Genomic DNA, 26,780 nt, shown 5'->3' on the forward strand with positions numbered 1-26,780 from the left:
GGAGGGGGCCGAGGTGGAGGTTGAGTCCTCGCGGCTGTCATTGAAGCGGGTGACGTCGAAGCTCTTTTCGTATTGGGGCTGGATGCGGATGCTGACGCGGGAGAACGAGTATGCGCGGCTGTTCAAGTACGTGCCGTTCCCGCGACAGAAGCTGCTCGATTTGTTGATGGACTGGGATTCGCTGCCGGCGGTGGCGAACGTGCCGCTGGTGCGGGCGTGGCAGCGGGTGGTGGAGCGCGGGCAGCCGGTGCTGGTGTTGACGGCGGAGGGCAAGCTGCGGGACGTGTTCTTCGACCGTATCCATCGCTCGGCGCTGGCGGATCTGCCACATCCGAACCTGTCGCGGATTCGCCTCAAGGGCACCAATCACATCTTCACGACGGGTGGTGCGATTGAATCGTGTGTGGACCACCTGTGTCAGTGGGCCTCGGAACGCTTCCCGGGCTCCAACACCACGCACCTGCCCATCCCGCCCGAAGCTGTGCGTCCAGGGGTCGAGCGGGTGGTGGGCTGAGGCGCGCAGACCTGCTCGAGCGTCAGCGCACTTTGCATCTCGCCAGCCTCATCACTGCCGAGCAAGAGCCAATTGCGTCGGCCCACCGCCTCGTGACTCGTTCAGAGCAGGCTTGTAAGCACAAGGGACGCCACACCCGCAACGTCCGTTACACCCTCGGGTGTCCAGCAGGCCGTCAGGTCTGTCTGGAGCAGCGTCAGCGTGCGCACGACCTCCGCGCCCAGGAATCGCCCGGCTACTACCCGCGCAGTGAGCACGATGACCAACTCTCCGGCAGGTCGAGCATTGAGCACAGTGCGGCCCTTTGCCTTGCTCCACGTCCCATCGCTCCACTCGATGTGGATGATGGAATCCGTGGACCCTAGCGAGCAGCTCAGATTGCCCTGTCCCTCCGACTGGATTGTCGCGGAAACGATGCCCAATGGAATCCCTACGCATGGGCCGAGCACGGCCTCACTCGTGAACACCACGGGGCGCGGCGTCTGAGTAACCCCTGGTTCATAGTGGGTTGCCTCTGTACCAGGGCAAACCAACAGCGCGGTTTCGGCCCAAGCGGGCATGGTCGCGAGCAGACCCGACATGAGACACAAGGACTTCCACCAAATGCTGTTCACATGCATGTGCCTTGGCTCCGATAATGCCCTGCCGAAAGGGGCGGGCCTTTCGTCATAAATCTTTCTTTGTGTTCAGTGCGCGGACAGTGCATGTCGCTTGTCGAGCGGAGCGGACTCGTTTCGTTTGTGCATCACCCAGTGAACGATCTCCTTGGTTGAGGGGACAAGGGGTGTGGTTCCGACCGAGCGATACACGGGACTACACAATGAGTGGCCGTCGGTTTCTGTGGGCTCTCATCACCCTCCTCGTGGTCCCTGTTCAAGCGCAGGGACCGACGCGGACAGCTCAGACCCGGTGGAAGAGGCTCAGTCCCCAGGCACTGTTCGACGAACCCTCCGCCTCTTCCTTGGTCACCCCCAGCATGCGCGCGAGCTGGGCGAACTCCTTGTCGCCGACGAGCTTGCGGATGGCTTCCGGGTCTCCTTCCATGAGCTTGTGGAAGTTGCTGAAGCGCCCCGAGACTTCGTAGTGCTCGCTGTCGCAAGACCAGTCGTGATTGCCAATCAGGCCGAGCTTCGCGGTCGTCTTGCCGTAGACCCGGGAGATGCCCGCTTCGTAGAAGCCGTAGACGACACCGCTGAGCGTGGCATCCCCGTGAACCTCCAGGTTGCCCTCCAGGTAGAGGTGGTGGGCCTTGAGCTGGCCCATGACAGCCAACGTGCCCGTCTCATCCGTCGTGACCTCGCCGCTCACCGTCAGGTCCCCCAGGACCAACAGCGCCCCCTCCGTCACGCTGAGGTCGCCCTCAATCACGAGGTCTCCCTCGTGAACCCAACTGTCATCACCGAGGACTCCCGCGATGTCCTCATCACCAATCTGCTCGAGGTCCTCGTCCTTCACGGGCCGGAGCTTCGGCTTCAGCGACTGCAGTGTCTGCTCTTTCAAGTCACGTCTCCACGTTCAACGATGAATCGGCGCCCAGGACCTACGTCGCGACCAGTCCCGTCTCCGTCTTGCTCCGAGACTCGCGCTTTGCTCAGACCCGGAAGAAGAGCTTCATTCCGTAACCATCGCACTCCGTATCCTCGTCGGACAGACCCAGCATGGGCGCGAGAATGGCGAACTCCTTGTCGCCCATGAGCTGGCGGATGGCATCGGGGTCTCCCTCCTCAATCTCGACGAAGTTCGAGAAGCGGCCAGAGACCTCGTAGTGCTCGTCATCGCACTCCCATTCATGGTCGCCGATGAGACCGAGCTTCGCGGTCGTCCGTCCGTCGACCTGTGAATTGCCCGCTTCGTAGAAGCCGAAGAGGGCGCCTCGGAGCGCAACGTCCTTGTGCACCCGCAGGTCGCCTTCCAGATAGAGGTGGCGGGCATCGAGTCGACCCGTGACGACGAGCTTGCCGCTCTCGTCCGTCCCAACGGCATCGCTGACCCTCAGATTTCCCAGAATCAGCAACGCCCCCCGCTTCACCTCAAGCTCCCCTTCGAGCACCAGGTCTCCCTCGTGGACCCAGGTGTCACCGTCGAGGAACGTCGCGTGCTCCTCGAGCAGGAGGTCCGCGAGGTCCCCGGCCCTCCGAAGCCGAGGCTTCAACGACTCCAACGTATGTGTCGTCACATTGCTCCTGCTCTCGTGTGGTGAACGGCGCCTCGTTCCCACGGGGCGCCAGGAAGCTATGCCGCGACCACCAGCCGCGACTCAGACTTGCTCCGGGCCTCACGCCGCTGGATGGCCAGGAACAGGGCCTCGTGCGTGGCGGGAGCGGCCAGCTCCACCTCTTCGCCCGGAGCCCCGAACGCACCCACCGCATCCCTCAGCGCCTCGCGCACCGACAGCGCCAGCATCAGCGGCGGCTCGCCCACCGCCTTGCTGCCGTGAATCGTGTTGTGCTGCCGCGCCCGCTCCAACAGCCGCACACGGAAGTCCACCGGCGCATCGCTGAACGCGGGCACCGGGTACGTGCTGGCCGAGTGCGTGAGCAACCGTCCCTTCGCATCCCAGCGCAGGTCCTCGCCCGTCAGCCAGCCCATGCCCTGGACGAAGCCGCCTTCAATCTGTCCCCGGTCCACACCCGGGTTGAGCGAGTCACCCACGTCCTCCAGCACGTCCACTCGGAGCACCCGCTTCATGCCCGTGTGGCCGTCCACCTCCACCTCCGTCACCGCCGCGCCATACGCGAAGTAGAGGAACGGCTTCCCTCGGCCCTTCGCCTTGTCGTAGCCGATGCCCGGCGTCTGGTAGTAGCCCGTCACCGAGAGCCCCACGCGCGCCAGGTACGCCGCGTCCACCACCTCCGCGAAGGACACGGACGCGTCCGCTACCCCCACGCGCCCGTCCTGGAACACCACCGTCTCCGGAGCCACGGTGCGCCCGTGCCTCTCCGACAGCAGCTTCACGGCCACTGGCACAAGCCGCCCACGCAGCGTGACGCACGCCTCGCGCACCGCCGCGCCATTCAGGTCCGAACCCGACGAGGCCGCCGTGGCGGAGGTGTTGGGCACCTTGTCCGTCACCGTCTTCGCCACCCGGATGGCGTCCGCGGGCAATCCCAGCTCGCGCATGGCCACGCCCTGAATCTTCGTGTGCAGACCCTGGCCCATCTCCGTGCCGCCGTGCGACAGCATCACCGAGCCATCCCGGTACACATGCACCAGCGCGCCCGCTTGATTCAGGAACGTCGCCGTGAAGGAGATGCCGAACTTCATCGGCGTCATCGCCAGCCCGCGCTTGATTCGCGGTGAGCGGGCATTGAACTCCTCCACCTCCCGACGGCGGCGCGCGAAGTCCGACGAGTCCTTCAGCTCGCGCCACAGGTGCGGCAGCCGCTCGTCCTCCAGCTCCTGTCCGTAGTGCGTCGTGTTCGTCTCACCGGTGCCTCGATAGAAGTTGCGCTCGCGCACCTCCTCCGGCGGCAGGCCCAGCGTGCGCGCCACGCGGTCGAGGACCTCCTCACCCACCAGCATCCCCTGCGGACCCCCGAAGCCACGGAAGGCCGTGTTGGACACCAGATGCGTCTTCGCCACGCGGCCCGTGTAGCTCATGGCCGGGACGTAATAGGCGTTGTCCAGGTGGAAGAGGGCGCGGTCCGTAATCGACTCGGACAAATCCAGCGACCAGCCCGCGTTCGATACGAGCTGCGCGCGCAGGGCGAGCAGCTTGCCCTGCTCAGTGAAGCCCACCTCGAACGTGGCATGGAACGGATGGCGCTTTCCCGTCACCGCCATGTCCACGTCCCGGTCCATCATCCACCGCACCGGCTTGCCCGTGTGCCACGCGGCCAGCGCGACAATGGCCGCGGGCGAGTTGCCCTGCGTCTCCTTGCCACCGAAGCCGCCACCCATGCGCGGTGACTGCACCACCACGCGACTGCGCGGCAGGTGCAACATGTGGGAAATCACCGCCTGCACCTCGGACGGGTGCTGCGTGGAGGACACCACCGTGATGTCGCCGTCGTCGCCCTTCTCGGCGAAGGCCGCCTGCGTCTCCAGGTAGAAGTGCTCCTGTCCGCCCATCGTCACCGTGCCCGACAACCGACGCGGGCTCGACGCGAGCGCCGCGTCCACATCGCCGCGCCGGATGACGTGCGGCTCCGTGTGGTAGCTGCCCTGCGCCATCGCGTCTTCCACGGTGAGGATGGCCGGCAGCGGTTCGTACTCCACCACCACCTGCTTCGCGGCCTCGCGGCACGCGTCGATGCTCTCTCCCACCACCACGGCGACAATCTGCCCGTGGAACAGCACCTCGTCCTTCGCCAGGAGCGGCTCGTCGTGGCGGATGGGCCCCGTGTCGTTCATCCCGGGGATGTCCTCCGCGAGCAGCACCGTCACCACGCCTGGCAGTGCCCTCGCGGCCGTCGCATCCCTGCGCAGGATTCGCGCGTGCGCATGCGGCGAACACACCGGCCACACCTCCAGCATGGGCCGGCCCTGCGCCACATCGTCCACGTACTTCGCGGCCCCCGTCACATGACCCAGCGCGCTCTCATGTCGCAGCACGCGGCTGGTGTCCGTGGGCGCCTCGGCGTCTCCCGTGACGAAGCCCGGCGCCGCGTCCAGCGAGGGACTCTGCTCCCCCGAGAAGAACTTCTCGAACAGGCTCACGATGAGCCCGCGTCGGTACTCCGCGCTCCCGCGCAAGTCGCTGATGGGGGACAGCTCGCCCGAGAGCATGGGCAGCACCTTGTCCACCGTCTCCCGGGTCCACGGCTGGCCGACGAGCAGCTCCTCGGTGCGTCGCGCGCGAATGGGCGTGGCCGCCACGCCGCCGTACCCAAGCCGCGCCGTGCGCACCACTCCGCCCGCATCCAGCTCCACGCAGAAGCCCGCGGCGACGATGCTGATATCCAGCTCGCGCCGCTTGGACACCTTGAACGAATCCGACACCCGCCGGAGTCCACTGGCCGCCGAAGGCGCATGCGGGATGACGATGAAGCGCACGACCTCGTCCACCTGGAGCGCCGTCTTCCGGTACGCGAGGAAGAAGTCCGACAGCGCCACCGTCCGCTCGCCCTTCACGGACGACAGCACCATCCGAGCATCCAGCGCGAGCAGCACCGGCGCCAGGTCGCCAATCGGCGACGCCGTCACCAGGTTGCCCGACAGCGTGGCCCGCTGCCGGATCTGTCGCGAGGCGAAGACGTTGAGCATCTTCCCCACCTCGGGCACGTCCTTGCCGAGCGCATCCTCCAGGTCCACGAGCGTCGCCGCGCCGCCCACGTACCAGCCGTCCGCTTCACGGCGGATGGCGCGCAGGGACTCCACGCCCTCGGTGGAGATGAGGAACTGAAAGCGCCGGGCCTTCTTGGTGATGTCCACGCCCACTTCCGTGGCGCCCGCCACGAGCAGCGCCTCCGGATGCGCGGCCTTCAGCGCGAGCAGTTCCTCCCACGACGTGGGCCGCAGGAACTTCTGGCCGCCGGCCTCATAGCTCAGCGCCGACACCGGCGAAGCAGGGCCCCCGAGCGACGTGCCCGGCAACGGCTGCAGGCCCACCGCCGAATCCCGCGCGGCGAGCGCCTCCATCATCGCGTCGCGGATGGGCCGGTAGCCGGTACAGCGACAGATGTTTCCACAGAGCTGGTCCGCCACCGTCTCCGGGGTACAGACCTCCGGCCGCGAATACGCCTCCGCCATGGAGACGATGAAGCCCGGCGTGCAGAAACCACACTGCGAGCCGTAGTGCTTCACCATCGCCTGCTGCACGGGGTGTGGCTTCTCGCGCGAGCCCACGCCCTCCACCGTCACCACCTCGCGCCCGGCCACCATGGGCACCAGGGTGATGCAACTGTTGAACGCGCGCAGGCAGCGGTTGCCCTGGGCATCGCGGTCCACCATCGCCACGGTGCACGCGCCACAGTCCCCCTCGGCGCAGCCCTGCTTCGTTCCCGTGGCGCCTTGGGCGCGCAGGTAGTCGAGCAGCGTGGTGTTGGGCGACACGTCCTCGACGCCGACCAGGCTCCCGTTGAGCCGGAACTCGAACATGGTGCTCATTCTCCAGACGAAACCCCGCGCAGGCGGGGCGGCTCCGAGGCGGATGGCTCGGGGCGGGTTTCAACGAAAGGTTGGTGGTGGAGCTGGAGCAGCCCCGCGGCGATGCTCACCGCGACTTCCTGGGGGGACTTGCCCCCCAGCTCCAGCCCCATGGGGCACTGCACCCGGCTCAGCAGCGTCGCGGGCACGCCTCGCGCCTCCAGCCGCTGCCGGAAGCGCGCCCACTTCGTCTTGCTGCCGATGAGGCCGATGTATCGCGCGGGCTTCTCCAGCGCGGCGGCGATGATGTCCTGGTCCAGGTCATGCCGGTGCGTCATCACCGCGACGTACGTCCGGCGCGCGTCCCACACGGCCTGGGCCACGAAGTCCTCCCAGGACTCGTCGTGGCGTGTCACCGCCGCGGGCACGCGCTCGCCGTGGAGCCACTCGGGGCGCTCGTCCACCAGGTGTACGCGGAAGGGGGTCCCCTCGAGGATGCGGCACACCGCCTGGCCCACGTGCCCGGCCCCGAAGAGGTACAGGCGAGGCCCGTGGTTGACGGGCTCCACGAAGATGTCCACCACGCCCCCACAGCACTGGCCGAGCTTCGCGCCCAGCGGATAGCGATAGGAGCGGGACTCGCCGCGCTCCAGACAGGCCCGCGCGTCGGCGAGCACCAACTGCTCCAGGTGTCCGCCGCCCACGGTGCCGTGGAACGCGCCGTCCCCACGCACCAGCAGCTTCGCGCCGGGCTCGGCGGGGGTACTTCCCTGGCACGCTGTAACGGTGGCCACGGCGAAGGGCGCATCCTCGCGCGCCCACTCGCCCAGCTGGCGGACCCAATCCCACATGGTCCCTGTGAGTCTGCCACACCCGGAGTCCGACGGGGATGACTCTCACCCGGAGTCCGTGGGCTGGACGACGGCCTGGTGTCCGGGCCGCCCCCTGGGGATGCCCCGGGGCCCTCTCCCTGGGGCTCCGCGCCGAGCCTACGTGGCCACCGCCGCGCCGGCCTCGGTGCTCCGGCGCATGGGCTGGAGCTTGCCGTACGTCAGCGAGCGCCACACCCACTCCATGGGCCCGAAGCGGAAGCGCGCGAGCCACAGGTGGCTCCACACGATTTGAACGGTGAAGACCCCCAGGCAGTACACGATGCTCATGCTGGGCGTCAGCTTGCCGACGAGCCCCAGGCCGTAGCCGTAGAACACGAGGATGCTGACGACGGACTGGCTCAGGTAGTTGGTCAGCGCCATGCGGCCCACCGGCGCGAGCACGGACAGGATTTTCTGCCCCGTCGCGCGCTGGAAGAGCAGGGTGATGCCCGACACGTACGTCGCGGCGATGCCCACCTCACCCATGGCGCGCACCGGGGCCAGCACCATGGGCAGCCACACGGGCAGCGTCTCCGGATTGATGATCTTGCGCAGCACGAGCTGCTGCGTCACCACGCCCACGCTGCTGCCCAGCACGCCCAATCCCAGCGACCAGAAGAACAGGCGGCGGAAGAAGGCCACGTGCTGGGGCGCGTCATGGAACAGGCGCTTGCGGCCCGCATAGAAGCCCAGGAGGAAGCGGCCCAGCAGCGCCAGCGAGTTGACGCACATGATGAGCAGGAACTCGCGCCGGTAGAACGACAGGCCGCCCTTCACCACGGCCCACCAGTTCCCGTTCTGGAACACCGACAGGGTGTCCGCCTTCAGGGCCGCGGAGCGCTCCGTCTCCAGCTTCGCCAGCGCGGCGGCGGCCTCCGGCGTGGCGGCCATCAACTGCGGCAGCTTGAAGATGACCGCGCTCACGATGGGCCACGCGAAGAGCAGCACCGCGGCGACCTTGAGAATCGTCCGGTCCTCCCGGCGCCGGAACAACAGCAGCCAGAAGCCCAGCAGCGCGTAGTTGCTGAGGATATCTCCGTACCAGATGAGCGTCAGGTGCGTGAGCCCCAGCAGGAGCATCACCCCGAGCCGGCGCACGTAGAGGCGCGTGACGGGCGAGCCCCGCGCCTCCGCTCGGCCCATCTGCACCGCGAAGCCCAGTCCGAAGAGGAACGAGAAGATGGTGATGAACCGCCCGCTCACCAGCGTCGTCACGACGGGCAGGAGCACCTTGTCGAGCATCGTCCCATTTGCGAACAGGGACTCGAGTTGCTCCCGGGGCATGAAGGCCCGGCCGCTGAACCACATAAACGTATTGGAGATGAACACGCCGCACAGCGCGAAGCCGCGCAGCGTGTCGAGCAACACCAGGCGCTCGCCCGAATCGACCGGGCGGGCCTCGGCGGTGGTCACCGCGGAAGGAGCAGAGGTCATGTGTTCGGAAAGAACGCCTGAACCTGAGCTTTATTGCCGGTATTCCACGGCAGCGGTGAATTGCGCGCGCTTCGAGTGGGTCGGGTGGGTCTACACGCCGATGCGTGGGCAGATGTCCTTCACGATGCACTCGTCGCACTTCGGCTTCTTGGCGGTGCAGGTGTAGCGGCCATGCAGGACGGTGGCGGGGCCGAAGAAGGTCCACGCGTCCTGGGGCACCAGCTTCATCAGGTCCTCTTCAATCGCCTCCGGCTTTTCGTGCTTCGTCAGGCCCAGGCGCTGGCTGACGCGGGCGACGTGCGTGTCGACGATGATGCCGGACGCCAGGTTGAAGGCGGTGTTGAGGACCACGTTGGCCGTCTTGCGCGCCACGCCGGGGAGCGTCACCAGCTCCGCGACAGTGCGGGGGACCTCTCCGCCGAAGTCCGCGAGCAGCGCGCGGCTCATGGCCTGGACGGACTTGGTCTTCTGCTTGAAGAACCCGGTGGGCTTGAGGTCTTCCTCCAGCTCCGCGGTGTCGGCGTCCGCGAAGGCCCGGGGGCCCGGGTATTTGGGGAACACGGTGGCGGTGACGCGGTTGACGCGCTCGTCGGTGCACTGCGCGGCGAGGATGGTGGCGACGAGCAGCTCGAACGGCGTGGACCAGTTGAGCTCGTAGCGTGCGTCGGGGTGCTTCTCACGCAGGCGCTCGAGGAGGAGGGCGGCTTTCTCAGCGGGTTTCATGGGGTGTGGAGGACATCCTACCCGGGATGTCTGACAGGCACGGGCTCGGAAGTGGCGGCGCGGTGGTGGGTGCATGCCCAGATTGAGGGAGGGCAAGCAGTTACGGGGGGAGGGCCATGGCCGCTCCTCATCTCCAGTCCTTCGGGCACGTTCCGAGGTGTGCAGGGCCCTCCCGTGAGTGTGCACCTCACGGGGCGCGCACGTCCGGTTGTGATGGACCCTCCCATCGGATCGCTCGCGGGTCACCTTGCCGGATCGAACTGTCGATCAGAACCGAAGCTCGCGTGCTCGGGAGCGTCAAGGGTCGGCTGCGCCGAACCCTGAACCGTTCTGCGCCCTTGACCCTTCCTCCGCATGGACACCGATCAATCGGCCGCAAGCGGCCAATCCTATGCGATCAAGACTCGGGATCCGTTTGGCCGACCCGCTTGCGGTCCATGCCCCCGGTCCTTGACAGTGAAGAAGGCAGGCGAGTACGGGCGTCCCCGGACGCGCTTCGTCACCAACAGCGGCGTGCAGCCGTGGACGATTGAAGAATTGGCGCGCCAACTGCCCGAAGAGGAGTACCGCCGTGTCAGCTGGCGCGAGGGCAGCCGTGGCCTTCAGTCCTCCACCTTCGCCGCGATACGAATCCAGCCTGCGGAAGGCCACGTCGTGCGTAAAGCGCCTGGGGCTCCGGAATGGCTGCTGTGCGAGTGGCCAGCGGGCGAAGCCTCACCGACGAAGTATTACCTTTCGTCGTTGCCCTCCGACACGCCGCTCAAGCGACTGGTGACGCTGGCGCAGCTGCGCTGGCGCGTGGAGATCGACTACCAGGAGATGAAGGGGGAGGTGGGGCTGGACCACTTCGAAGGCCGCACCTGGAGAGGCTTCCACCACCACGCCACGCTTTGCATGGTGGCCCACGGCTTTCGCGCGCTCCGTCGAGCGCTTTTTCCCCCGGAGCAGGACGCGGTGGACGCTGCCCAGGTGCGCCGTCGACTTCAGCACCTGCTGCTGCGCCGCATCGGCCACTGTCCGCTCTGCCTACGCCACGTCGGCGCACGCGCTCCACCTCGCGGTCCCTCTCGCATCTGATCAAGTAGTACTAAGTCGCTCTTCGCTAGCGCCTTGCCGTGATCATGATTTCCAGTGGATGTGAATTTATGTGTGGAATTGATTGAATTGACTTCTGGACAAACCTGATAGTAGACGGTTCATCGTGAAGAGGGGGTTCACTTGATGAGGCGACTCGTTGTTCTTGCAGCTGTGATGCAGATCATCGCATGCAGTTCCGACGTTGCAGACGCTCCCGCAGTAGTTGCTCTCGAGTCTACAAATTCTCGGGCTGCGCTTGGAGCCAGTCGTTTTGCGAATGTGGAGGCCTTCGGTGGGACACTCAGCTTCTCAAGTGACTCCTCTGAGAAAACATTTACTGGAGGGGGTGGAACAACGGTTCGTTTGTCGTGCAGTCATGTGGTCTCTGGTTCTGTCTATCTTGAGCAAGATTCTGAGTCTATCTATTACTGGGAAGGGAGTTTCCGGGGGACCGCTAGTCTCTCTTGTGTCCGGACTGAGACTATTGTTTTTCCGGACGGAAAGAGGCTGACGTTTAAGGACACGTGGACGGGAGGCTCTCACCACTTCGATACGAATGCGCGCGTATTTCTTGACCCGTTCGTTCCACCTGAAATGATCGATGATGCAACCCAGTTCGCATTCATCTACGGAGATGACCTCAATTCATCGACCTTCATCCCCGTTACAAAGAGGCACGAGGAATTCCCCGCAGCTCCCGGTGGAACTCGCGAGGAAGTCGAGGAAGAGTATCTGATCCGTTGGCGGGGCATCCCTAGTTTCAATTTTTGGCAACTGCCGGATTCTGGTTTTGCTCTGCGAGGTGAGGGGGGCGACGGGTCGTGTCCCTATAAGTGTGTAGTCGGCGAGCAGGGATGAGCGTGAAAGAGGGAAGCTCCTCGGTGAAACCAACCGAGACGGTCTCCCCCTGGCAGGGGAGCCGAGGAGTTCCCGCCGTGGACGATACCGAGTTTGCCGCGCCCTCGCACGAGGAGGTGCGCACCGACGTGCGCGCACTCTTCCTGGGAGCCATCCGCATGACGTTGGAGATGCTGCTGGAGGAGGAGATTCGGGGCCTGGTGGGGGCCGGGCGCTGGCAGCAGGTGGCTGGGCGCAAGGACCAGCGCAATGGCAGCTACCTGCGAGGCCTCTTGACGTCCATGGGGCACCTGGAGGTGGCCGTGCCTCGGACGAGGGCCAGCGGCTCGGCGGAGGCCGTGCTGGGCCGTTACAAGCGGCGCAGCGAAGAGCTCGACGAGGCGATTACCAGCGCGTACGTGCAGGGCGTCTCCACGAGGAAGATGGGCCGGGTGACCAGGGCGCTCATGGGCGAGGAGGTTTCGCGCTCGACGGTGAGCCGGGTGACGAAGTCCCTGGAACAGAAAGTGGAGGGCCTGCGCACCCAACCCCTCACCCAGGCCTTCCCCTACCTCTACCTGGATGCCACCTTCCTGGACGCGAGGTGGGCGCGCACGGTGCAGAACGTCTCGGCCCTGGTGGCCTACGGCGTGGGAGAGGATGGGCACCGGCATCTGCTGGCCGTGACTCTGGGTGGCAGCGAGTCGATGGACTCGTGGCTGGAACTGCTTCGCCAGTTGCTCGAGCGAGGCCTGAGGGGTGTGCGGCTTGTCATCGCCGACGGACACGCGGGGCTGGCCGCCGCGGCCCGGCAGTCGCTGCCCGAGGCCCGACTCCAGCGTTGCACGGTGCACCTCACCCGGAACGTCCTCGCCAAGGCCCCCTGGCGACTGCGAGGCCGCCTCGGCAAGGAGACCTCAGCCGTCTTCGAGGCACCGACTCTCCAGGACGCCAGGAAGCGTCTGGAGGCGCTCCAGGCCGGCCTGGGCCGCCAGGTCCCCGAGGCCATGGAGTGCTTGCGCGAGGGCTTTGCCCCGGCCACCTGCTTCTTCTCTTTCCCCAAGGCCCACTGGAAGCGGCTTCGCAGCACCAACGGCCTGGAGCGACTCCATGGCGAAGTCAAGCGCCGCATCCGCTCCGTGGGCGCCTTCCCGGACCGCGCCAGCGCACTGCGCCTCATCACCGCCGTCGCCCTCGAAGTCTCTGGCATCTGGGATGACCGCCGCTACCTCGACATGGCCCTGCTGACTTCAAACCCAGACACCGCTGAATGAATCCGCCAAGGAGCCTTCCTCCCCCGTTCCCCCTCCGAACCAACTACACACGATTCGGGACTTGACCCGCGCGACGAGCAGCTCCCTACCTGTGGCGAGGGTGATGAACGCGTTACTTGGCGCTTCAAGTTCGACCTCGTCCCCCTGCAGGTTGGGGAGGTAAAGCTCATTCTTGAGCCACCGCCTGATTATGGGACTTGGCGTCCCATGGCGAGCATCGCTGGACTCACTCCCGATGTTTCTGGCATCCCACCGTTAGACAGCAGCATCACTACATTCACTGCACCTGGGAGTCGCCCTATGTTGAGCGCGCCGCCGCTCGTGCAACCGGGAGCAAGCGCCATCTTCAAGGCCCACTTGGTGGGGGCACCTAGCAAGAAGGCCAAGACCATCAGTTTTCGTCTGACGTCATCGAGAGTACCTGGCATCGCAGGCAACTCGCCACTGCCTGGGCAGGCGAACAGTGACTTCGACCTTGTCATGAACCAAGCTCCTGGAACGGTCCTGGCTCTCTCTCAGATGGGCGACCTCCAAATTGGAACGACTCCGGATGGCCAGCACCAGACGGCCACAGTCGAAGTGCTCGCTCGTGACTGGGGTGCCTATGGCAAGATCGAGGCAGGAGCGATAATGGAAGACGGAACCGCTGTTGTTGCCGTCCTTTCTGCTGCAGATGAAACGGAGCTGCGCATTCCTCAGCGTGCTCCCAATTCGAACATCGCAATATCTTGGAGGAACAGAACAGGCACCGGCGGGCAAGGTGATTCCGATGACAATGAATCTGTGCCTGCTGGTGATGGAAACAATGGCGATGGTTTGACACTCTATGAGGAGTATCGAGGTTTCTGGGAGCAGGGGAAGCACGTGGAAGGAAACCCAAGCAAGAAGGATTTCTTTGTTCATGTCGACCCAACAAGCATGGGTGTTTCCCCGGCTAGCGCTGTTGCCAAGAAGGGCGTCGCCCTGTTCGAAGCTGCATCTGGCCTGACCGTCCATCATTTGGATCGTGGCGAGTTCGAGCCACCCCAGAGCGGAACTGATTTCTCTCTCAATCGCCGGGTTGTTAATTTCAACCACGACAATGTGAATCACAGGGTTGATCAGCATCTGGTTGTTCTGACTGCAGTGAGGACGCCGGATGGCAACTCTCACGCAAGGCGTTCGAATACGAACGCCCTGGGAACACCCAAGGTTTTCTCCAGGATCGAGATTGCCGAGCAGGCGCTCAAGCAGCTCAGTCAGCAACAGTTGATTCGTGATGTTGCTCACGAGCTTGGGCATTCTCTCAATGTCTACCATCATGGAGAGGGGGGCGAAGTCATCCGGTATTTGGTCTTCAAGTCCGATGGCAGCCTCGTGGAGGCGGATGACAACGCCGGGACAAGGAATCCTGTTGTTATCCGACAACTCATAGATGAGACCACCAAAGCCGTCCTTCACGACAACGCCAATAGGGTTCCTGGTCCGCAGAGAAGCACGCCTGTCAAGGCGTCGCTCCCTCCCGGAAAGCAACATAGCGGTGACGAGAGCTGTATTCTTCGATACAATGATGCGAATGTCGTCGTGCGGCCTGGTCAACTAGATGTCCGATACTGGATTTCTCCAAGCGAAACCCCGGGTGGGGTGCTTTGCACGGACGGCCTTGGAAAGACATTCAATAAAACTGGAATTCCTGCTCAGCCGTCGCGCCACGGGAATGCAAGTGCAGGGCGCGGTAGCTGCGTTCATCAAATTCTCGTCAACGATGCGGTCCCTGCTCAACCCCGGTGATGGTCATGACGAAAAAATATCGCATGCTTTCAGTGTGGTGCTCTGCCCTGGCGCTTGTGCTGCCAGGAGCAGTCTTCGCACAGTCGCCTGGGGCGGAGGGACCCGATGTCGATCTGGGGCTTGTCGCAGGAGGTGAAGGAGGAACGTATCGGGGTTGGCCCATCGTCACCGAGATTTCTGTTGCCCACCCGAAAGCGGCACTCGCGGCAGCGAAGGGCGAAACGGTCCAGCCCATATCCGTTTCTGTCCCCAGCGGGAGATGGACGGCTCTCGTAAAGCTCGTTGTTCGGAACTCACAGGGCGAGATCCAACAATGGCCTTATCGATTGCTCACAACCGTAGGCCCGTCCCTCACTTTGGATACGGAGCAGCGGGGGGAGTTGACCGTCGTGCTATCGCCCGAGGCCACTGCCACGCCGGCGGCCGGGCGCTACACGATGCAGGTCTTTTTGGACAGTCGAAATGGCACGAATGACGCGAGCTGGAAGGGGGTGGCGAGTTCGCAACTCGAGTTCGAACTCAAGGAGGCGCCGACGACTCCGAGTGATACTCAGACGTGTCAGAAGGGGTATGTCTTTTCGGAGTACCACAAGTCCCTTGGCCAGCTTACGACGGCAGCCAGCATGCTGGACACTGCCCTCACTCAGGCGCCTGACGAACTCCTGTGTCTTGTTTCCCGAGCCGAACTTGCCGACCAACTGGGCGACAACTACGGCGCTATTGACCATTACCACCGCGCCATTGAGGCCAAGGCGCGGCTGCCACAGGACGCGGACGGAGAGAGCGGCTCCGGTTCATTGCTCCATCGATGCCTGGGGATCGTGCAGAAGCTCCCACCATCCGAACGGCACCCTCTCAATATCTTCTGTAGTTATGTCACTTGCGAGGAGCGCATGGATGCTGGCACTTGCCCATCATCCAGCAAGCCTGCTTCTACCATTCCAGGGCGTGGCTCTCGAACAAAGCCTCGTAGTGACAAGAAGGGACAATGACCAGTTTTCATCCGCGTCCGTCTATTTTTAGAACAAAATTAGACTGCGCGGACGGCTGGCAGGGCCCCATGACAACCCCAAACGTGAGCTGACCTTCTGCCGGGATGCGCTGGGCCTGAACCTCGTGGCGGACGTCGCCAATGGCCCCATCCGCTGGCACACGCTAGTTTCCCTGGACATCGTGCGGGCCCCACGGCGCCACCGTGGGGTGTCCGAGACTGCGCAGTCCGCGACCCCGGTCCGTTACACACTGCGCGGCGAGGATGGTGGCGACGAGCAGCTCGAACGGCGTGGACCAGTTGAGCTCGTAGCGTGCGTCGGGGTGCTTCTCACGCAGGCGCTCGAGGAGGAGGACGGCTTTCTCAGCGGGTTTCATGGGGTGTGGAGGGCATCCTACCCGGGATGTCTGACAGGCACGGGCTCGGAAGCAGGGGAGAGGGATGGCGATGATGACCGCTCCCCATCTCCAGTCCTCGAGCACGTTCCCAGGCGTGCCGGACCCTATCGTGAGCGCGCACTCCATGGGTAAGGCGGTCGAGCTACATTGCGGCCCCATGAGCGAAACGGTCGCGAGTGAATCGCCCCTCCAGGCCTCCCAGCGCGGAGGCGGTTTCATCACCGGTGCGGCCATCATGCAGGCACTGGTGGTTCCCTACCTGCTGCTCGCGGGACTCATGGCCGCCGAGATGTCCGCGCTGCTGTCCACGGCGCTGCTGGCCCACGGAGTCGTGGTCGCCGTCGCGGCTGGGTTCCTGTTCCGCCGCAGACTCTGGGCCTGGCGCCTGTCGGCGGCCCTCGCGACCCTGGCCTTCCTCGTGGGTGCGGGCGCGACGTTGATGCCGCCAGCCTGGGTCGGGGGAATCCATGCAGCGGGCGCGGCCGCGATCCTGGGCCTCCTGCTCGCGGGCCGCCCCGCCGTCGTCGGCGCACGTCCACCGGGCGCCACGGAGGGCCTCTCCAGGACAGGCGGGTGAGCTGCCTCGGCGGCGCGCCGCCCTCGTCCCGGCCCGCGCCTGACCTGGTCCCATCGAGCACCAGGTCGCATGCGCCCGAGGCGAGGTCGACTTCCAGCGCTACCTCGCCGCGGCGCTCGAGGAGCGCAAGACCTCTCCCCGGGAGATGCGCCTTTGACGCGTCATCCGCTCCCGTTTGACATGTCAATGAGGGGCGAGCGGGCCTTGGGCGCACCTGTCGTGCCTGCACGGGGCCCCATCGCGCTTGGGCATGATGCTTGCTGTGTCGCCTCTGGCCCCACTTTCATGGGCCCTGCCGGAGATGACCCAAGCATGCGCGGATTCGTGACGTTTTTCTCATTGGGGAGCTGTCTGCTGATGACTGGTGCTGGTGCGCAGACGCCGCCCGCTCAAGCCGCCTCGTCGCAGGTGCCCGCGAACGCGTGCTACCTGTGGAAGGGGCGTGGCGGTGCTCCCACGGCGGGCTACATGGTGACGCATGCGAGCTGCCGCCCATGGAATCGCAATTACGGGTGGAGCTTCATCAAGACGAACAATGACGTGGGCTACTATCGCGGAACCTTCGAGGCCGCCGCGGCCACTCCATCCACCTGGGCGGTCTACGCTGACTTCGGCTCCGCGGTGGTCACGTCGCAAGCGGACTACACCTCCTTCATCGCCAATACCAAGCTGTCTGGCTCCTGTAGCGAGTGCCTGCACTGACAGCGAGCTGCCAGGGTTGGGAGCGCCTCACACGTACGTGCGGCGCTCCTCTGTGTCCGCACGTCGCGCACTCCGGCGCGAAATCCTTCTCATACGCGCTCTCTCCCATGTATCGAACGAGGACCGCGAATGCGTCAGGAGGATGAGGCGGAGGGTGGCTGACGACTCAGCGGCGTCCGCCCGCGCGGGAGCCAAGGATCTGGACGGTGCACGTTCCTGACAGCACGAGACCTCGGCGCTCCGGCCATTTTCAAGGCAGCGCTACGAGGAATGGGGGGATGTGCATGTTGCGTCGAATGGCGGGAGTGATGGCCTTGCTGCTGGTGGGTTGTGGCACGGAGCTCGAGGTCATGGAAGGTGTGCCCATGGAGGACACACCCCTGCAGTCACAGAGGGAAGGCCTCATCGTTGGCGGCAATGACCTCATCCCCGTGGCGGCGGATGGCTCGAACATCCCGGCGAGGTACCGCCCGCTGCTGGATGCCTTCGGCCTGCTGAAGATCGGCACTGCGGGCTTCTGTACCGCGACCCACCTGGGCAACGGCGTGGTGATGACCGCGGGCCACTGTTTCGCGGCGGGCTCCGGCGGACAGTCGAACCTCGCGTGTCCCGCGGACACGACCGTCTCCTGGGGAAAGCGCGCGGGGACCGGCCCCTATCTGGTCTCGAGTTGTACCCGCATCCTGGCGATGCAGAACTCGGGCGCCTGGGATTACGCCTTCTTCGAGGTGAGCCCGCCGCCCCCCGCGGCGGTGGGATTCCAGTCCAACGCGGGCGGTATCAACAATCCGGTGGGCTCCTCTGGGACGATCTTCAGTCACCCCCAGGGCAGGGACCTCGAGTGGTCGCAGACTTGCTACATCCCCCCTCTCGCCGCCGGTTTCCTCCACTCCTGCGACACGGAGTCTGGAAGCAGCGGTGCCGCGGTGATCGAAGACGACTCGCTGCAGGTCGTCGGCGTGAACCACTCGAACAATGGCATCCACAACCAGGGCATCTTTCTGGATCACACCTCGCTCGGGTGGCTCTGGCGGGCGCACCGGCCCACGGGGGAGCTGAAGGCGTGGGGCGGCAAGTGCCTGGACGCGCAGGGGGGCGGCACCGCGAACCGCACTCCGTTCCAGCTCCACTCGTGCAACGGCTCCTCGGCGCAGACGTTCCGGCGGGAAGCCCTGGCCTTTGTCGGTAACGCGGGCAAGTGTCTGGACGCGCCCTTTGCGACAGCCGGTACCACGACCTGGCTCTTCGACTGCTGGGCGACTGGAAATCAGCAGTGGCGGATGGAGAACGTGGAGCTTCGCCACATCTCCGGCAAGTGCGTTGACGTCCCCTATGCGTATGACGGCTCGGGGACCTGGCTCTTCGACTGCTGGGGGGGCCCCAACCAGAAGTGGACGGTGACGGATTCGGGCCTCATCCGCGCGCCGGACGGCCGGTGTCTGGATGTGCCGTGGAGCACCGCGAATGGCACGCCGGTGTGGGCCTATGCCTGCCATGGCGGCGCGAACCAGCGGTGGACGTTCAACCAGGGCGGGGAGATTCGCGGCCTCGGCGGGAAGTGTCTGGACCTCGCCGATGGGAATACGACCAACCGCACCCCCTTCCGGCTCTGGGACTGCAATGGCTCATCCGCGCAGAAGTTCCATCTGCGAGGGGAGATTCGGGGGCCGGGCGGGCTGTGCCTCGACAACCCCTGGAGCACGTCCGACGGGACGCTGCCGTTCTTGTGGGAATGCCACGGAGGTGACAACCAGAAGTGGGAGCACCGCTGGTAGCGCGCCGCCCCGCTACTGACCTACGACCAGGCCGCGTCGCCGCCCACCGAGGACAGCGACGCGACCTTTTCGACTCAGGTCAGCGCGTCGCCGTGAAGCGACGCACCACGCGGCACTCCGGGTCGCCCGCCACCGTGTTCACATGGTTGGCATTGAACGTCCCGGAGAAAGAGGCCGGCGCGTCGACACTCTCGGGGCCCTCCGCGAACTGGCCTTCGATGAGGTAGAGCAACTCGGTGGGAGGTCCCTCGCGGCGCTGGAGCTGCACAATGGCCCTCAGCACGATGTGTTTGGTGGTGCTCCCGTAATGCGAGCCCGTGAGCTGGAGCTCTCCCAGCGTCGCGGTGATGTCCACCTCGCTGCCCTTCTGGACCACGACGACCCGCTCGCCCTCCGGCAGCGACACCCCCAGCAGGCCGCAGTCGGCGCTCAACGGCGTGGGGTCCTGGAAGCGGAACACATAGTCGCCGCTGATGGCGCAGCCTGATTCACAGCGTTCGGGCCCGATGTCGTCGTCGTCCTTGTCGTCGCCACTGCCGCACCCCGGATTGCCCATGCCACTGCCCATGGTCAGCATCACCGTCATCAGCAACAACGGGACGCGCAGGTACGTCACGGCGGTTGGACTCTTCTTTTCTCGAGACACTGCGTCACTCATGTCGGCTTCCCCGCCACTGCTTTCCGGCCCAAAGACGATGTTTCTACTGCGTTTCGGGGCGCTGGAACAAATCCGCGATAGCCCCGTCAGCCCCGGTGACTCCACGCTGTTGAGCCTTCAATCCTTCTGGGGGCTCCGAGGTGGGGTGGAAGCCCCCTGGGACTCGGGTGCGCCACGGGTCCTCCCGCATTCAACCAGCACCTTCGCTCGCGGTCCGAACGACCAGCTTCCCGTCATGCCTCCGTAATGCCTCTTGAAAAAACACCCCGCTCACGGGGCTCTTTCAGAGGAAATCCCATGTCTCGACGTGGAAGTCGCAGCCCCTGGCTGTTGTTGACGGCTGCCCTGGTGGCGGGTCCCTCCCTCGCGGGGGAGGTGACGAACGTGGTCGCCTCGGACCGCATTCCGCTCCCCGCGGAACGGGAGAGCAAGTATCGCAATCGTATCGCTCAGGAGCTTGGCGGCGGGGGCTGGCAGGTCTTCCTCGGCGACCTGCACAGCCACCCCCGAGGCCATTCGGAGAACGAGGACACGGAGCTCGACTTCACGCCCCAGATTCTGCGGAGCGAGGTACTCCAGTCCGCGTTCCGCCATGGCTATGACTTCTTCGGTACCAGCAACCACACCTCGTCCTGGGACGACGGCTATGACGGTGATGACCCCATCTCCCAGCTGAGCCCGGAGCTGGATGCGAACGGTCAGCCCGAGCTGCTCATCCTCACGGGCGTGGAGAGCCACGTCGGTCCCGACGACGGCACCGGCCCCTCCCATGACCACCACTTCAACAGCTTCAACCGGCACGTCCACGTCCACTCGGACGATGTCTGGGACATGCATCACGAAATCCTCAACAACTACTCGACCAATCCGCTGCTCAGCACCCACGTCCAGTTGAACCACCCCAGCGACAACGTCTGGTTCACGCTGCCCACCGAGCCGGACCGCCGCCGCAACGTTCGTGACGCCATCGAACTCACCGAGTTCAACGGGCTCCCCAGGTACTTCGAGCTGCTGCGTCGAGGCTTCCGCGTCGCCCCGGTCTCCAACTCGGACGCGCACGCCACCACCCGCGAGCTGCTGGCGCATGAGTACCTGGACCGGAATCCCGACGGCTCCTTCGTCAGGCCCTTCATCGACGAGCCCGGCGTGCCCCGGGAGAAGCTCTACGGCGATGACTTCGCCCAGGGGCGCGGCGGTGTCGTGCTGCCACCCGGCACGCCGTTCAACTACAACAACTTCCTGACCGCGCTGCGCAACCGCTCGGTGTTTCGCACCGGGCTCGCGCCTGCCTCCGGCTTCTTCATGGTCAACGGGCGCCCCATGGGCTCCGAGTTCGAGCGCGCCGCCAACGAGCGGAGGCTGGACTTCACCGTGTGGGGCACGACCAAGGACGGCACCGGGTATGGTGGCAACGAGTGGACGAAGCTCCAGGTCTGGAACCCCTTCCAGCCCGGCGCGCCCCTCAAGGAAATCACCTACTCCGACCCGAACCTCATCAACGTGCGCGAGGCGTTCTCGCTGACGCCCTACGAGTCCATCTACGTCGTCACGCTCACCCAGAACTGGGGCAACTCCGAAGTCGTCATGGCCCCCATCTGGGTCACCAATCCCGTCAGCAAGCCGACCGTCTCCTTCGAGCACCCGGTGATCAACCGGCAGCTCGTGCCCATGCTGTTCATCAACGGCGGTGGTAACAGCCTCATCCTCCAGCGCGCGACCAACCCCTTGTCGCCTGACTGGAAGACCGTCGGGACCATCACCAACAACTATTACTACCCCATCGACTCCGCCACGTTGCCGACGACCACGCTCTGGAGGGTGGTGGACCCCCACCAGCAGACCATCGTCTCCAACGCGACGACGCTGACCATCGCCAATGGCATCGAGGCCGAACTGCCCTGGGTCGGCACCACGACGCACGATGGCGTGAATGTCACCGTCCACTGGTCCCATCCGCAGGGTGTGGCGGTCGACTACTTCGCTTCGCGAGACAACGGTGCGACGTGGACTAAGGTGGGCGAGGACGTCGTGGCGAACACGAACAGGTACTGGAACTTCTACACGGGCGGCTGGGGCAACTCGAACGTGCTGCTCAAGGTGGTGGACAAGAACGACTCGGGCCGCTTCGGCATCGCGGGGCCTTTCTTCGTCGACGCCACCGTCGAGCACAAGATTCCCGCGACGTCCAGCAACGCCACCATCAACGCCATCGCGGCCTACACGGTGACGGATGACAACACGGGCTCCTGCTGGTGGACGAGCAACGGGAACGAGCAGTCGGTGTACATCGACCTGGGACAGGTGCACCTGGTCAAGCGGATGGAGGTCCTCTTCGGCAGCGCGAATCCGCCGAGCTGGTACATGGGCCTCAGCCTCAACGGGATCAGTTGGGTGATTCAGGACGGCGGCTCCCTGTCGTATGCGTCCGGTCAGACGCTCATCAGGGATTACAGCCAGCGCTCGGGCGGAGGGTTGAACACGCGCTACGTGCGGTTCTACGCGTCGGGCACCTTCCCCGGCATCACCCAGTTCTCCCAGATTTGTGACGTCCGCCTCTACCGGTAGGCACGACGCCCCAATCCTCGGGGCTGTGTGACGGGCCACTTCATGACGCGAGGACGGAGCGAAAGCCTCGGCTCCCGCTCCGTCCTCACGGACTCACACCCGCGCGCCCGGCGTCACAGCTCCGTGCTGGCGTGCAGCGCCGTCACTCCCGGCTCCACGGGCTGCCGCCAGGTGGCGCGGTAGGTGCCCCCCGCGAAGTCCCACGTCACGCTCCAGGTCTGGACGGGGAAGGGCCCCTGGTGGGGCGTGGCGCCGCTCCAGAACGAGCGTGTGCCCGACGCGTAGGACAAGCCCAGGTCCGTCGACTCCCCGAAGCCGGGCCCCGTCATCAGCCCACAGCCCTTCGCGTCGCACCGCAGGCTGCCAGACGGGTAGGGGCGGCTGACGTTCGTCGCTTCCTTCAACCACTCCGTTCCAGTCCACCGCCACCAACTCAGGTCCGTGTGCATCCGGATCCCGCTCGGGGACACGGCCAGCAAGCCCTGGCCGTCCCCTGACGACGCCACGGTGTTCTCGTTGGACCAGGCGACACCGTTGTGCACCATGTAGCGGAACTCATGGCTGAGGGGCGCCATCACCATCACCGCGCTGTCCGTGGCCACGATGTCGTAGATGCCGGTCCGCAGCACCGGCTCCACCCTCGGCTGCCAGACGCCCGAGGTGTGCATGCGCAGGATGTTCAGCTCGCGGTCCTCCCGCTTCGTCGACAACGCGAAGGAGGCTCCCGAGGGAACCAACTGGGTGTTTCTCCAACGCAGTATCGTCGACGTGCGCTCGGCGGCGAGCTGAGGCGTGCTCCACGTCGTCCCGTCCACGCTCTGCGCCGAGCGAATCTCCCACTCGCCCCACGCCGCCATGAAGCCACTGGCTCCGTGGACCAGGACCAGGTCGGGGTCCGTACCCGTCACGCTGTCCAGCTTGACCGGCGTCCCCATCCCCCCCGCGGCGTAGGACACCGCCCAGATGTCCACCTTGCCCGCCGTGGTGGCCGGCTGGAGGTATGCGACGACCACCCTGTCGCCATCCACGGCCACCCGGACGTTGGAGCCCACGGGCCCCAGACGCACGGGCTGGTGCCACACCTCCCCGTCGTATTCCGCGAGAAAGAGGCTCCACACGCCCCCATCGAACTGCTCCCACGCGGCGGCTCCTTGCCCGTCCGGCGCGAAGTGGACCACCGCCTCCCGCACGCCACCGACGAGCGGCGGCGTCACCATCTGCCTCGCCGCGCCCCACTGGCCACCACCCTGATAGCCACGCACGGAGAGCTGCCCCGGCGCCACATAGGACACACTCACCTGGTCCCCCACCCGATGCGGCACCACGGGAGTGCTCTCCGCGCCACGAAGCTGGACGCTCGGCTGCCACCCCTGCGACGTGAGCGCGGTCCCCCAGACTTCATGCAGGGACGACGTCGGGCCGTTCTTCTTCATCAGGACCAGCAGCTCATTGCCCACCGCACGCGTCTCGAGCACCGCGTGCATCCCTGTCGCGACAACGCTCCTCGTCACCGACGTCCACGAGCCCCCCACTTGCGTGATGGAGTGCAGCCCCGAGGAGCTGCCCGACAACAACCCGACGTAGTTGCCCTGGTACGAAACCACCGCCACGGGGAGGAGCAGAGGCCCGCTGTCCGGCAGCCGCACGAGGGACTGCCACTCACCATTGACGCGAACCGACGCGGTGAGTTCATCCGAGCGGATGAAGAGCGCCGTGACGGTGCTGCCATCCGAGGCGATGCGCAGGTTGCGCGCCTGACTGGAGGTGATGAACTCGGCGGGCCCCCACGCCCGGGTGGTCCGATTGAAGAGCGAGAACCACGTCCCCTCCGAGGTGGTCCACGCCCGGCCAAAGCTGTCTCCCACGAAGGTGTACTGCTCCTCCACGGACGAGGAGACGACGCTGGAGTGCACCCACTGCACACCATCGAAAATCGTCGTGACGTCCTCGAAAGAGTCCGGCCCGGATATCAGCATCACGGCCCCCGCGTTTGAGACGAGGGTGGGGGACGTCCCCAGGTTCTTCCGGGTCACCTCCAACCATTGCGCCCCTGAGCTCACACGGAAGGACTTCGCTACGGAGTCATAGGCATAGAGGTTGTCGCCGAACCCGAAGAGGTGGCCACGGATGCCCGGCGTCACCGGGGTGAAGGCCGTTCCATCGAAGAGCGCCACCGCATCGTCGTTGGGCGATGGGGTCGACCACCCCACGATGAACCGCTGGTCCCACGCGGCCGCCTGCGGCGACTCCTTCATCGAGCGCCCCTCGCCCACCAGGATGGACGCTCCGAAGCCAGAGCCTCGGTTGAGCGAAGCGCGGACCTGGACGCCCGTGCCCGTGTTCTCGTTCCACACGGCCAGCGTCCCCAGCGGCCCGGTGGCGAACACGGCCGGGCCCGGCTGGCCAGGACTGCCCGCGCTCACCCTCACCCCCGGAGCCACCGTGCGGAAGGTGTACGTGAAGGGCGCAGCGAGGCTCGCCCCCTGAGGCGTGCGTACGTCCCGCACGGTCATCGTGTAGTTCGTCGCCGGCGCGAAGGGCGACAACTGACGGTACGCCACCGTGTTCGTCGATGACTCGTAGTTCGCCACCCCCGTGACACCCGCGACGCTGACCGTCTCCGGGGTGATGGAGTCCCGGTCCAGCGGCCGGTCGAAGCGCACGCGCAGCGGGCCACTCAGCGGCACGAAGCGCGTGTCCGGAGCAGGCGTCGCGTCGAGGACCTGTGGAGGGGAGGGGGGCAGCTCCGTGACGAAGCCGAAACCCTCGAACGGCACCAGCCGGTTACCGACGATATCCTCCACGAAGCGGGCGTGTCCCCGGTAGCGCGTCTGGTACTTCAAGGGCTGGGCAGGAGTGAAGACCCCCTGGAGCCGCGCGTCGTCGTAGCGCAGGGCGCCCGGGACGAGGCCGACCACCTGGGTGCCATCCGCGTTCAGCTCCTCCAGGTAGAGACGGTCCGGCGTGATGCTCGCGGGCCGGAGCGGCTCGCTGAACGTGACGATGATGGGGGCGTTGCGCACGGCGACTCCCACCGAGGTCGCCTCCGGCAGGGTTGCCTGCACGCGAGGCGAGGTGGTGTCTCTCGACGACGCCACCACGAACGTGAGCGTGTACGGCTGAACGAGGGGATTGCCCGCCAGGTCCTTCGCCTTCGTGGAGAGCGTGCCCGTGACACGTGCGCCCGGCGCGGGCTGGGGGCTCACCCGGAAGTACAGCGACCGGCTCGCGGCTTCATAGGAGTACGTCCCGGAGAGTGGCGACGCGGGGTTCGGACCCAGCAACTGCTCGAACTGGAGCGACTCGGCCGTGAGGGTGCGCGGGTCCATGGCCTCGTTGAACGTGAGGACGTACACCGGCCAGGTCGACGGCACGTCCGTCACTCCCAGGAGGGGCTTCGTGGCCGTCACGCTCGGCGGCGACGAGTCCGACTCCAACCCCACCGTGAAGATGGAGTGATGGGGCACGCTCAGCGACTTGCCCGTCACCGAGCGCAGCAGCGAGGAGACCACCGCCGTCACCAACGCGTCGGCGGTGAACGGACGCGCCGGGGTGAAGGTCAGCGTGCGGGTGGTGGCGTCATGAGTCAGGGTGCCCTGGAGCGAGACCCCGTTCTCCGACACCGTGAGGACATTCTCGTTCACCGAGCTGACGTCGAGCGCTTCCGTGAAGCCCACGATGACCCGCGCGTTGCGAGGGACCGCCTCCGCGTCCAACGCGGGCAACACGTAGTCGATGAAGCCCAGGCTCTCCGAAGGCTGCGAGCCACCGTCTCCAGTCCCACCGTCGCCCGTGGGGCTGGAGCCACCATCGGAGCCTCCCGCGTCGGGATCGCCCGAGGCGTCCGGCGGGTCATTGTCGTTCGGCGTGTTGTCCTTGCAGGCAGGGGTGAACACCATGAGGCCCAGGACAACCAGGGCCCATCTCATCCAGGAGGGTTTCAATGTCATAGGGGGGATGTCGCGGGCCGAACGGCTCGTGCGGCGCTTTCCGTTCCCGCGACTCGGGTGACGACGACAGGACCAAGAAGCAGCAAGAGGGACCACGCGTCGACGGAGCCCCTGTACGGACAGGGGTCATGCGCGCCCGGATAGGCGAGGGCACCTGCAACCAGGTGACAGGCGCTCGCCACACCGCACCGATGTACCGCGACCCTCTGACGTTCCCCTTGGAGCGACCTCCAGATCTCGGCCAGTCGGCGACGCACGTGTCATCGCGGTCCTGAGCCTGACGCCCTGACGGGTTGGGGCGGCACCTCGCGGAAATGAATGCGGCCGCATTCCACGCTACCGCCGTTCGTGGCACTCGACTTCGGTGAACTCGTAGTGACTGGTCCTGACGCCCCAGTTTCTGCGGATGCCATTGCAATCACATCGCCGATCTCCCGCGAGGGTCGTCATGCCAGGCGGGCGTGTCCATCCCAGGAGTCTGGGAGATGCTGTCCGGCCCGTGCGGGGATGGCCAAGCGGGCTCCGGCGATATCTTGGCGACCGAGAATAGACGGCCTTTCCACCGAGGTGGCTCACGGTTCGGCGGCCCCCATCCGCGCCCCGCCTCGGCTCCTCCGCCTCAGCCAAGTGTGTCCT

General features: G+C 65.7%; 17 protein-coding genes and 1 pseudogene. 9 read left to right on the forward strand and 9 right to left on the reverse strand.

From position 1 onward, the window contains the following. Window positions 1-514: hypothetical protein (locus tag HR086_RS09300; RefSeq protein ID WP_174465397.1), on the forward strand; the 514-nt coding region annotated here is incomplete at its 5' end. A gap of 900 nt (window positions 515-1,414) precedes the next feature. On the opposite strand, the gene HR086_RS09305 is transcribed toward HR086_RS09300, so the two are convergent. The 6 genes from HR086_RS09305 to nth form a co-directional block, all read right to left on the reverse strand. Continuing rightward, window positions 1,415-2,014, reverse strand: a complete 600-nt coding sequence (locus HR086_RS09305) for a hypothetical protein (protein WP_174465398.1) — start codon at window positions 2,012-2,014, stop codon at window positions 1,415-1,417. Between the two features lie 91 nt (window positions 2,015-2,105). After that, entirely contained in the window at window positions 2,106-2,690 is a 585-nt protein-coding gene (locus HR086_RS09310) for a hypothetical protein (RefSeq protein WP_174465399.1), read from the reverse strand. Between the two features lie 56 nt (window positions 2,691-2,746). Continuing rightward, a complete protein-coding gene (gene xdhB / locus HR086_RS09315) occupies window positions 2,747-6,553 on the reverse strand; it encodes a xanthine dehydrogenase molybdopterin binding subunit (protein ID WP_217441737.1) in 3,807 nt (1,268 codons plus the stop codon). A 5-nt stretch (window positions 6,554-6,558) separates the two neighbouring features. Beyond that, on the reverse strand, window positions 6,559-7,392 hold the full coding sequence (gene xdhC / locus HR086_RS09320) for a xanthine dehydrogenase accessory protein XdhC (protein ID WP_174458914.1): 834 nt from the start codon (window positions 7,390-7,392) through the stop codon (window positions 6,559-6,561). Between the two features lie 138 nt (window positions 7,393-7,530). Next, entirely contained in the window at window positions 7,531-8,847 is a 1,317-nt protein-coding gene (locus HR086_RS09325; protein WP_174458915.1) for a DUF418 domain-containing protein, read from the reverse strand. Window positions 8,848-8,937: 90 nt separating this feature from the next. Next, entirely contained in the window at window positions 8,938-9,570 is a 633-nt protein-coding gene (gene nth, locus HR086_RS09330; protein ID WP_174465401.1) for an endonuclease III, read from the reverse strand. A 456-nt stretch (window positions 9,571-10,026) separates the two neighbouring features. On the opposite strand from nth, the gene HR086_RS09335 reads away from it, so the two are divergent. The 4 genes from HR086_RS09335 to HR086_RS09350 all read left to right on the forward strand — a co-directional run bounded on the left by HR086_RS09335 (window position 10,027) and on the right by HR086_RS09350 (window position 15,520). Continuing rightward, window positions 10,027-10,647: a transposase gene (locus HR086_RS09335; RefSeq protein WP_174465402.1), complete on the forward strand. Its 621-nt coding sequence runs from the start codon at window positions 10,027-10,029 to the stop codon at window positions 10,645-10,647. Window positions 10,648-11,582: 935 nt separating this feature from the next. Continuing rightward, window positions 11,583-12,758 (forward strand): IS256 family transposase, encoded by a 1,176-nt coding sequence (locus HR086_RS09340; RefSeq protein WP_174465403.1) that lies wholly within the window; start codon window positions 11,583-11,585, stop codon window positions 12,756-12,758. Window positions 12,759-13,058: 300 nt separating this feature from the next. After that, on the forward strand, window positions 13,059-14,528 hold the full coding sequence (locus tag HR086_RS09345) for a hypothetical protein (protein ID WP_174465404.1): 1,470 nt from the start codon (window positions 13,059-13,061) through the stop codon (window positions 14,526-14,528). Between the two features lie 5 nt (window positions 14,529-14,533). Continuing rightward, window positions 14,534-15,520, forward strand: a complete 987-nt coding sequence (locus HR086_RS09350) for a hypothetical protein (protein WP_174458918.1) — start codon at window positions 14,534-14,536, stop codon at window positions 15,518-15,520. A gap of 235 nt (window positions 15,521-15,755) precedes the next feature. On the opposite strand, the pseudogene HR086_RS09355 reads toward HR086_RS09350, so the two are convergent. After that, window positions 15,756-15,896, reverse strand: a pseudogene (locus tag HR086_RS09355) (endonuclease III); the annotation flags it as partial. Between the two features lie 178 nt (window positions 15,897-16,074). Between HR086_RS09355 and HR086_RS09360 the strand changes: the two are divergent. The 3 genes from HR086_RS09360 (at window position 16,075) to HR086_RS09370 (ending at window position 18,971) form a co-directional block, all read left to right on the forward strand. After that, window positions 16,075-16,494 (forward strand): hypothetical protein, encoded by a 420-nt coding sequence (locus HR086_RS09360; protein ID WP_174458919.1) that lies wholly within the window; start codon window positions 16,075-16,077, stop codon window positions 16,492-16,494. 357 nt (window positions 16,495-16,851) lie between these two features. Further along, window positions 16,852-17,196, forward strand: a complete 345-nt coding sequence (locus tag HR086_RS09365; RefSeq protein WP_174458920.1) for a hypothetical protein — start codon at window positions 16,852-16,854, stop codon at window positions 17,194-17,196. 284 nt (window positions 17,197-17,480) lie between these two features. Beyond that, window positions 17,481-18,971, forward strand: coding sequence for a ricin-type beta-trefoil lectin domain protein (locus tag HR086_RS09370; protein ID WP_174458921.1), 1,491 nt, complete (start codon window positions 17,481-17,483; stop codon window positions 18,969-18,971). Between the two features lie 79 nt (window positions 18,972-19,050). On the opposite strand, the gene HR086_RS09375 is transcribed toward HR086_RS09370, so the two are convergent. Further along, a complete protein-coding gene (locus tag HR086_RS09375; RefSeq protein WP_174465405.1) occupies window positions 19,051-19,629 on the reverse strand; it encodes a hypothetical protein in 579 nt (192 codons plus the stop codon). 297 nt (window positions 19,630-19,926) lie between these two features. Here HR086_RS09375 and HR086_RS09380 point away from each other — a divergent pair, with 297 nt between their 5' ends. Further along, window positions 19,927-22,194 carry a hypothetical protein gene (locus tag HR086_RS09380; RefSeq protein ID WP_174465406.1) on the forward strand — a complete coding sequence of 756 codons (2,268 nt, stop codon included), beginning with the start codon at window positions 19,927-19,929 and terminating at the stop codon, window positions 22,192-22,194. Between the two features lie 113 nt (window positions 22,195-22,307). Here HR086_RS09380 and HR086_RS09385 read toward each other — a convergent pair whose 3' ends face one another. Next, complete coding sequence (locus HR086_RS09385; protein WP_174465407.1) at window positions 22,308-26,123, reverse strand: Ig-like domain-containing protein; 3,816 nt, start codon at window positions 26,121-26,123, stop codon at window positions 22,308-22,310. Between the last annotated feature and the right edge of the window lie 657 nt (window positions 26,124-26,780).

This window comes from Myxococcus sp. CA039A, from assembly GCF_013336645.1.
In the GTDB taxonomy this organism is placed as follows: Bacteria; Myxococcota; Myxococcia; order Myxococcales; family Myxococcaceae; genus Myxococcus; species Myxococcus llanfairpwllgwyngyllgogerychwyrndrobwllllantysiliogogogochensis.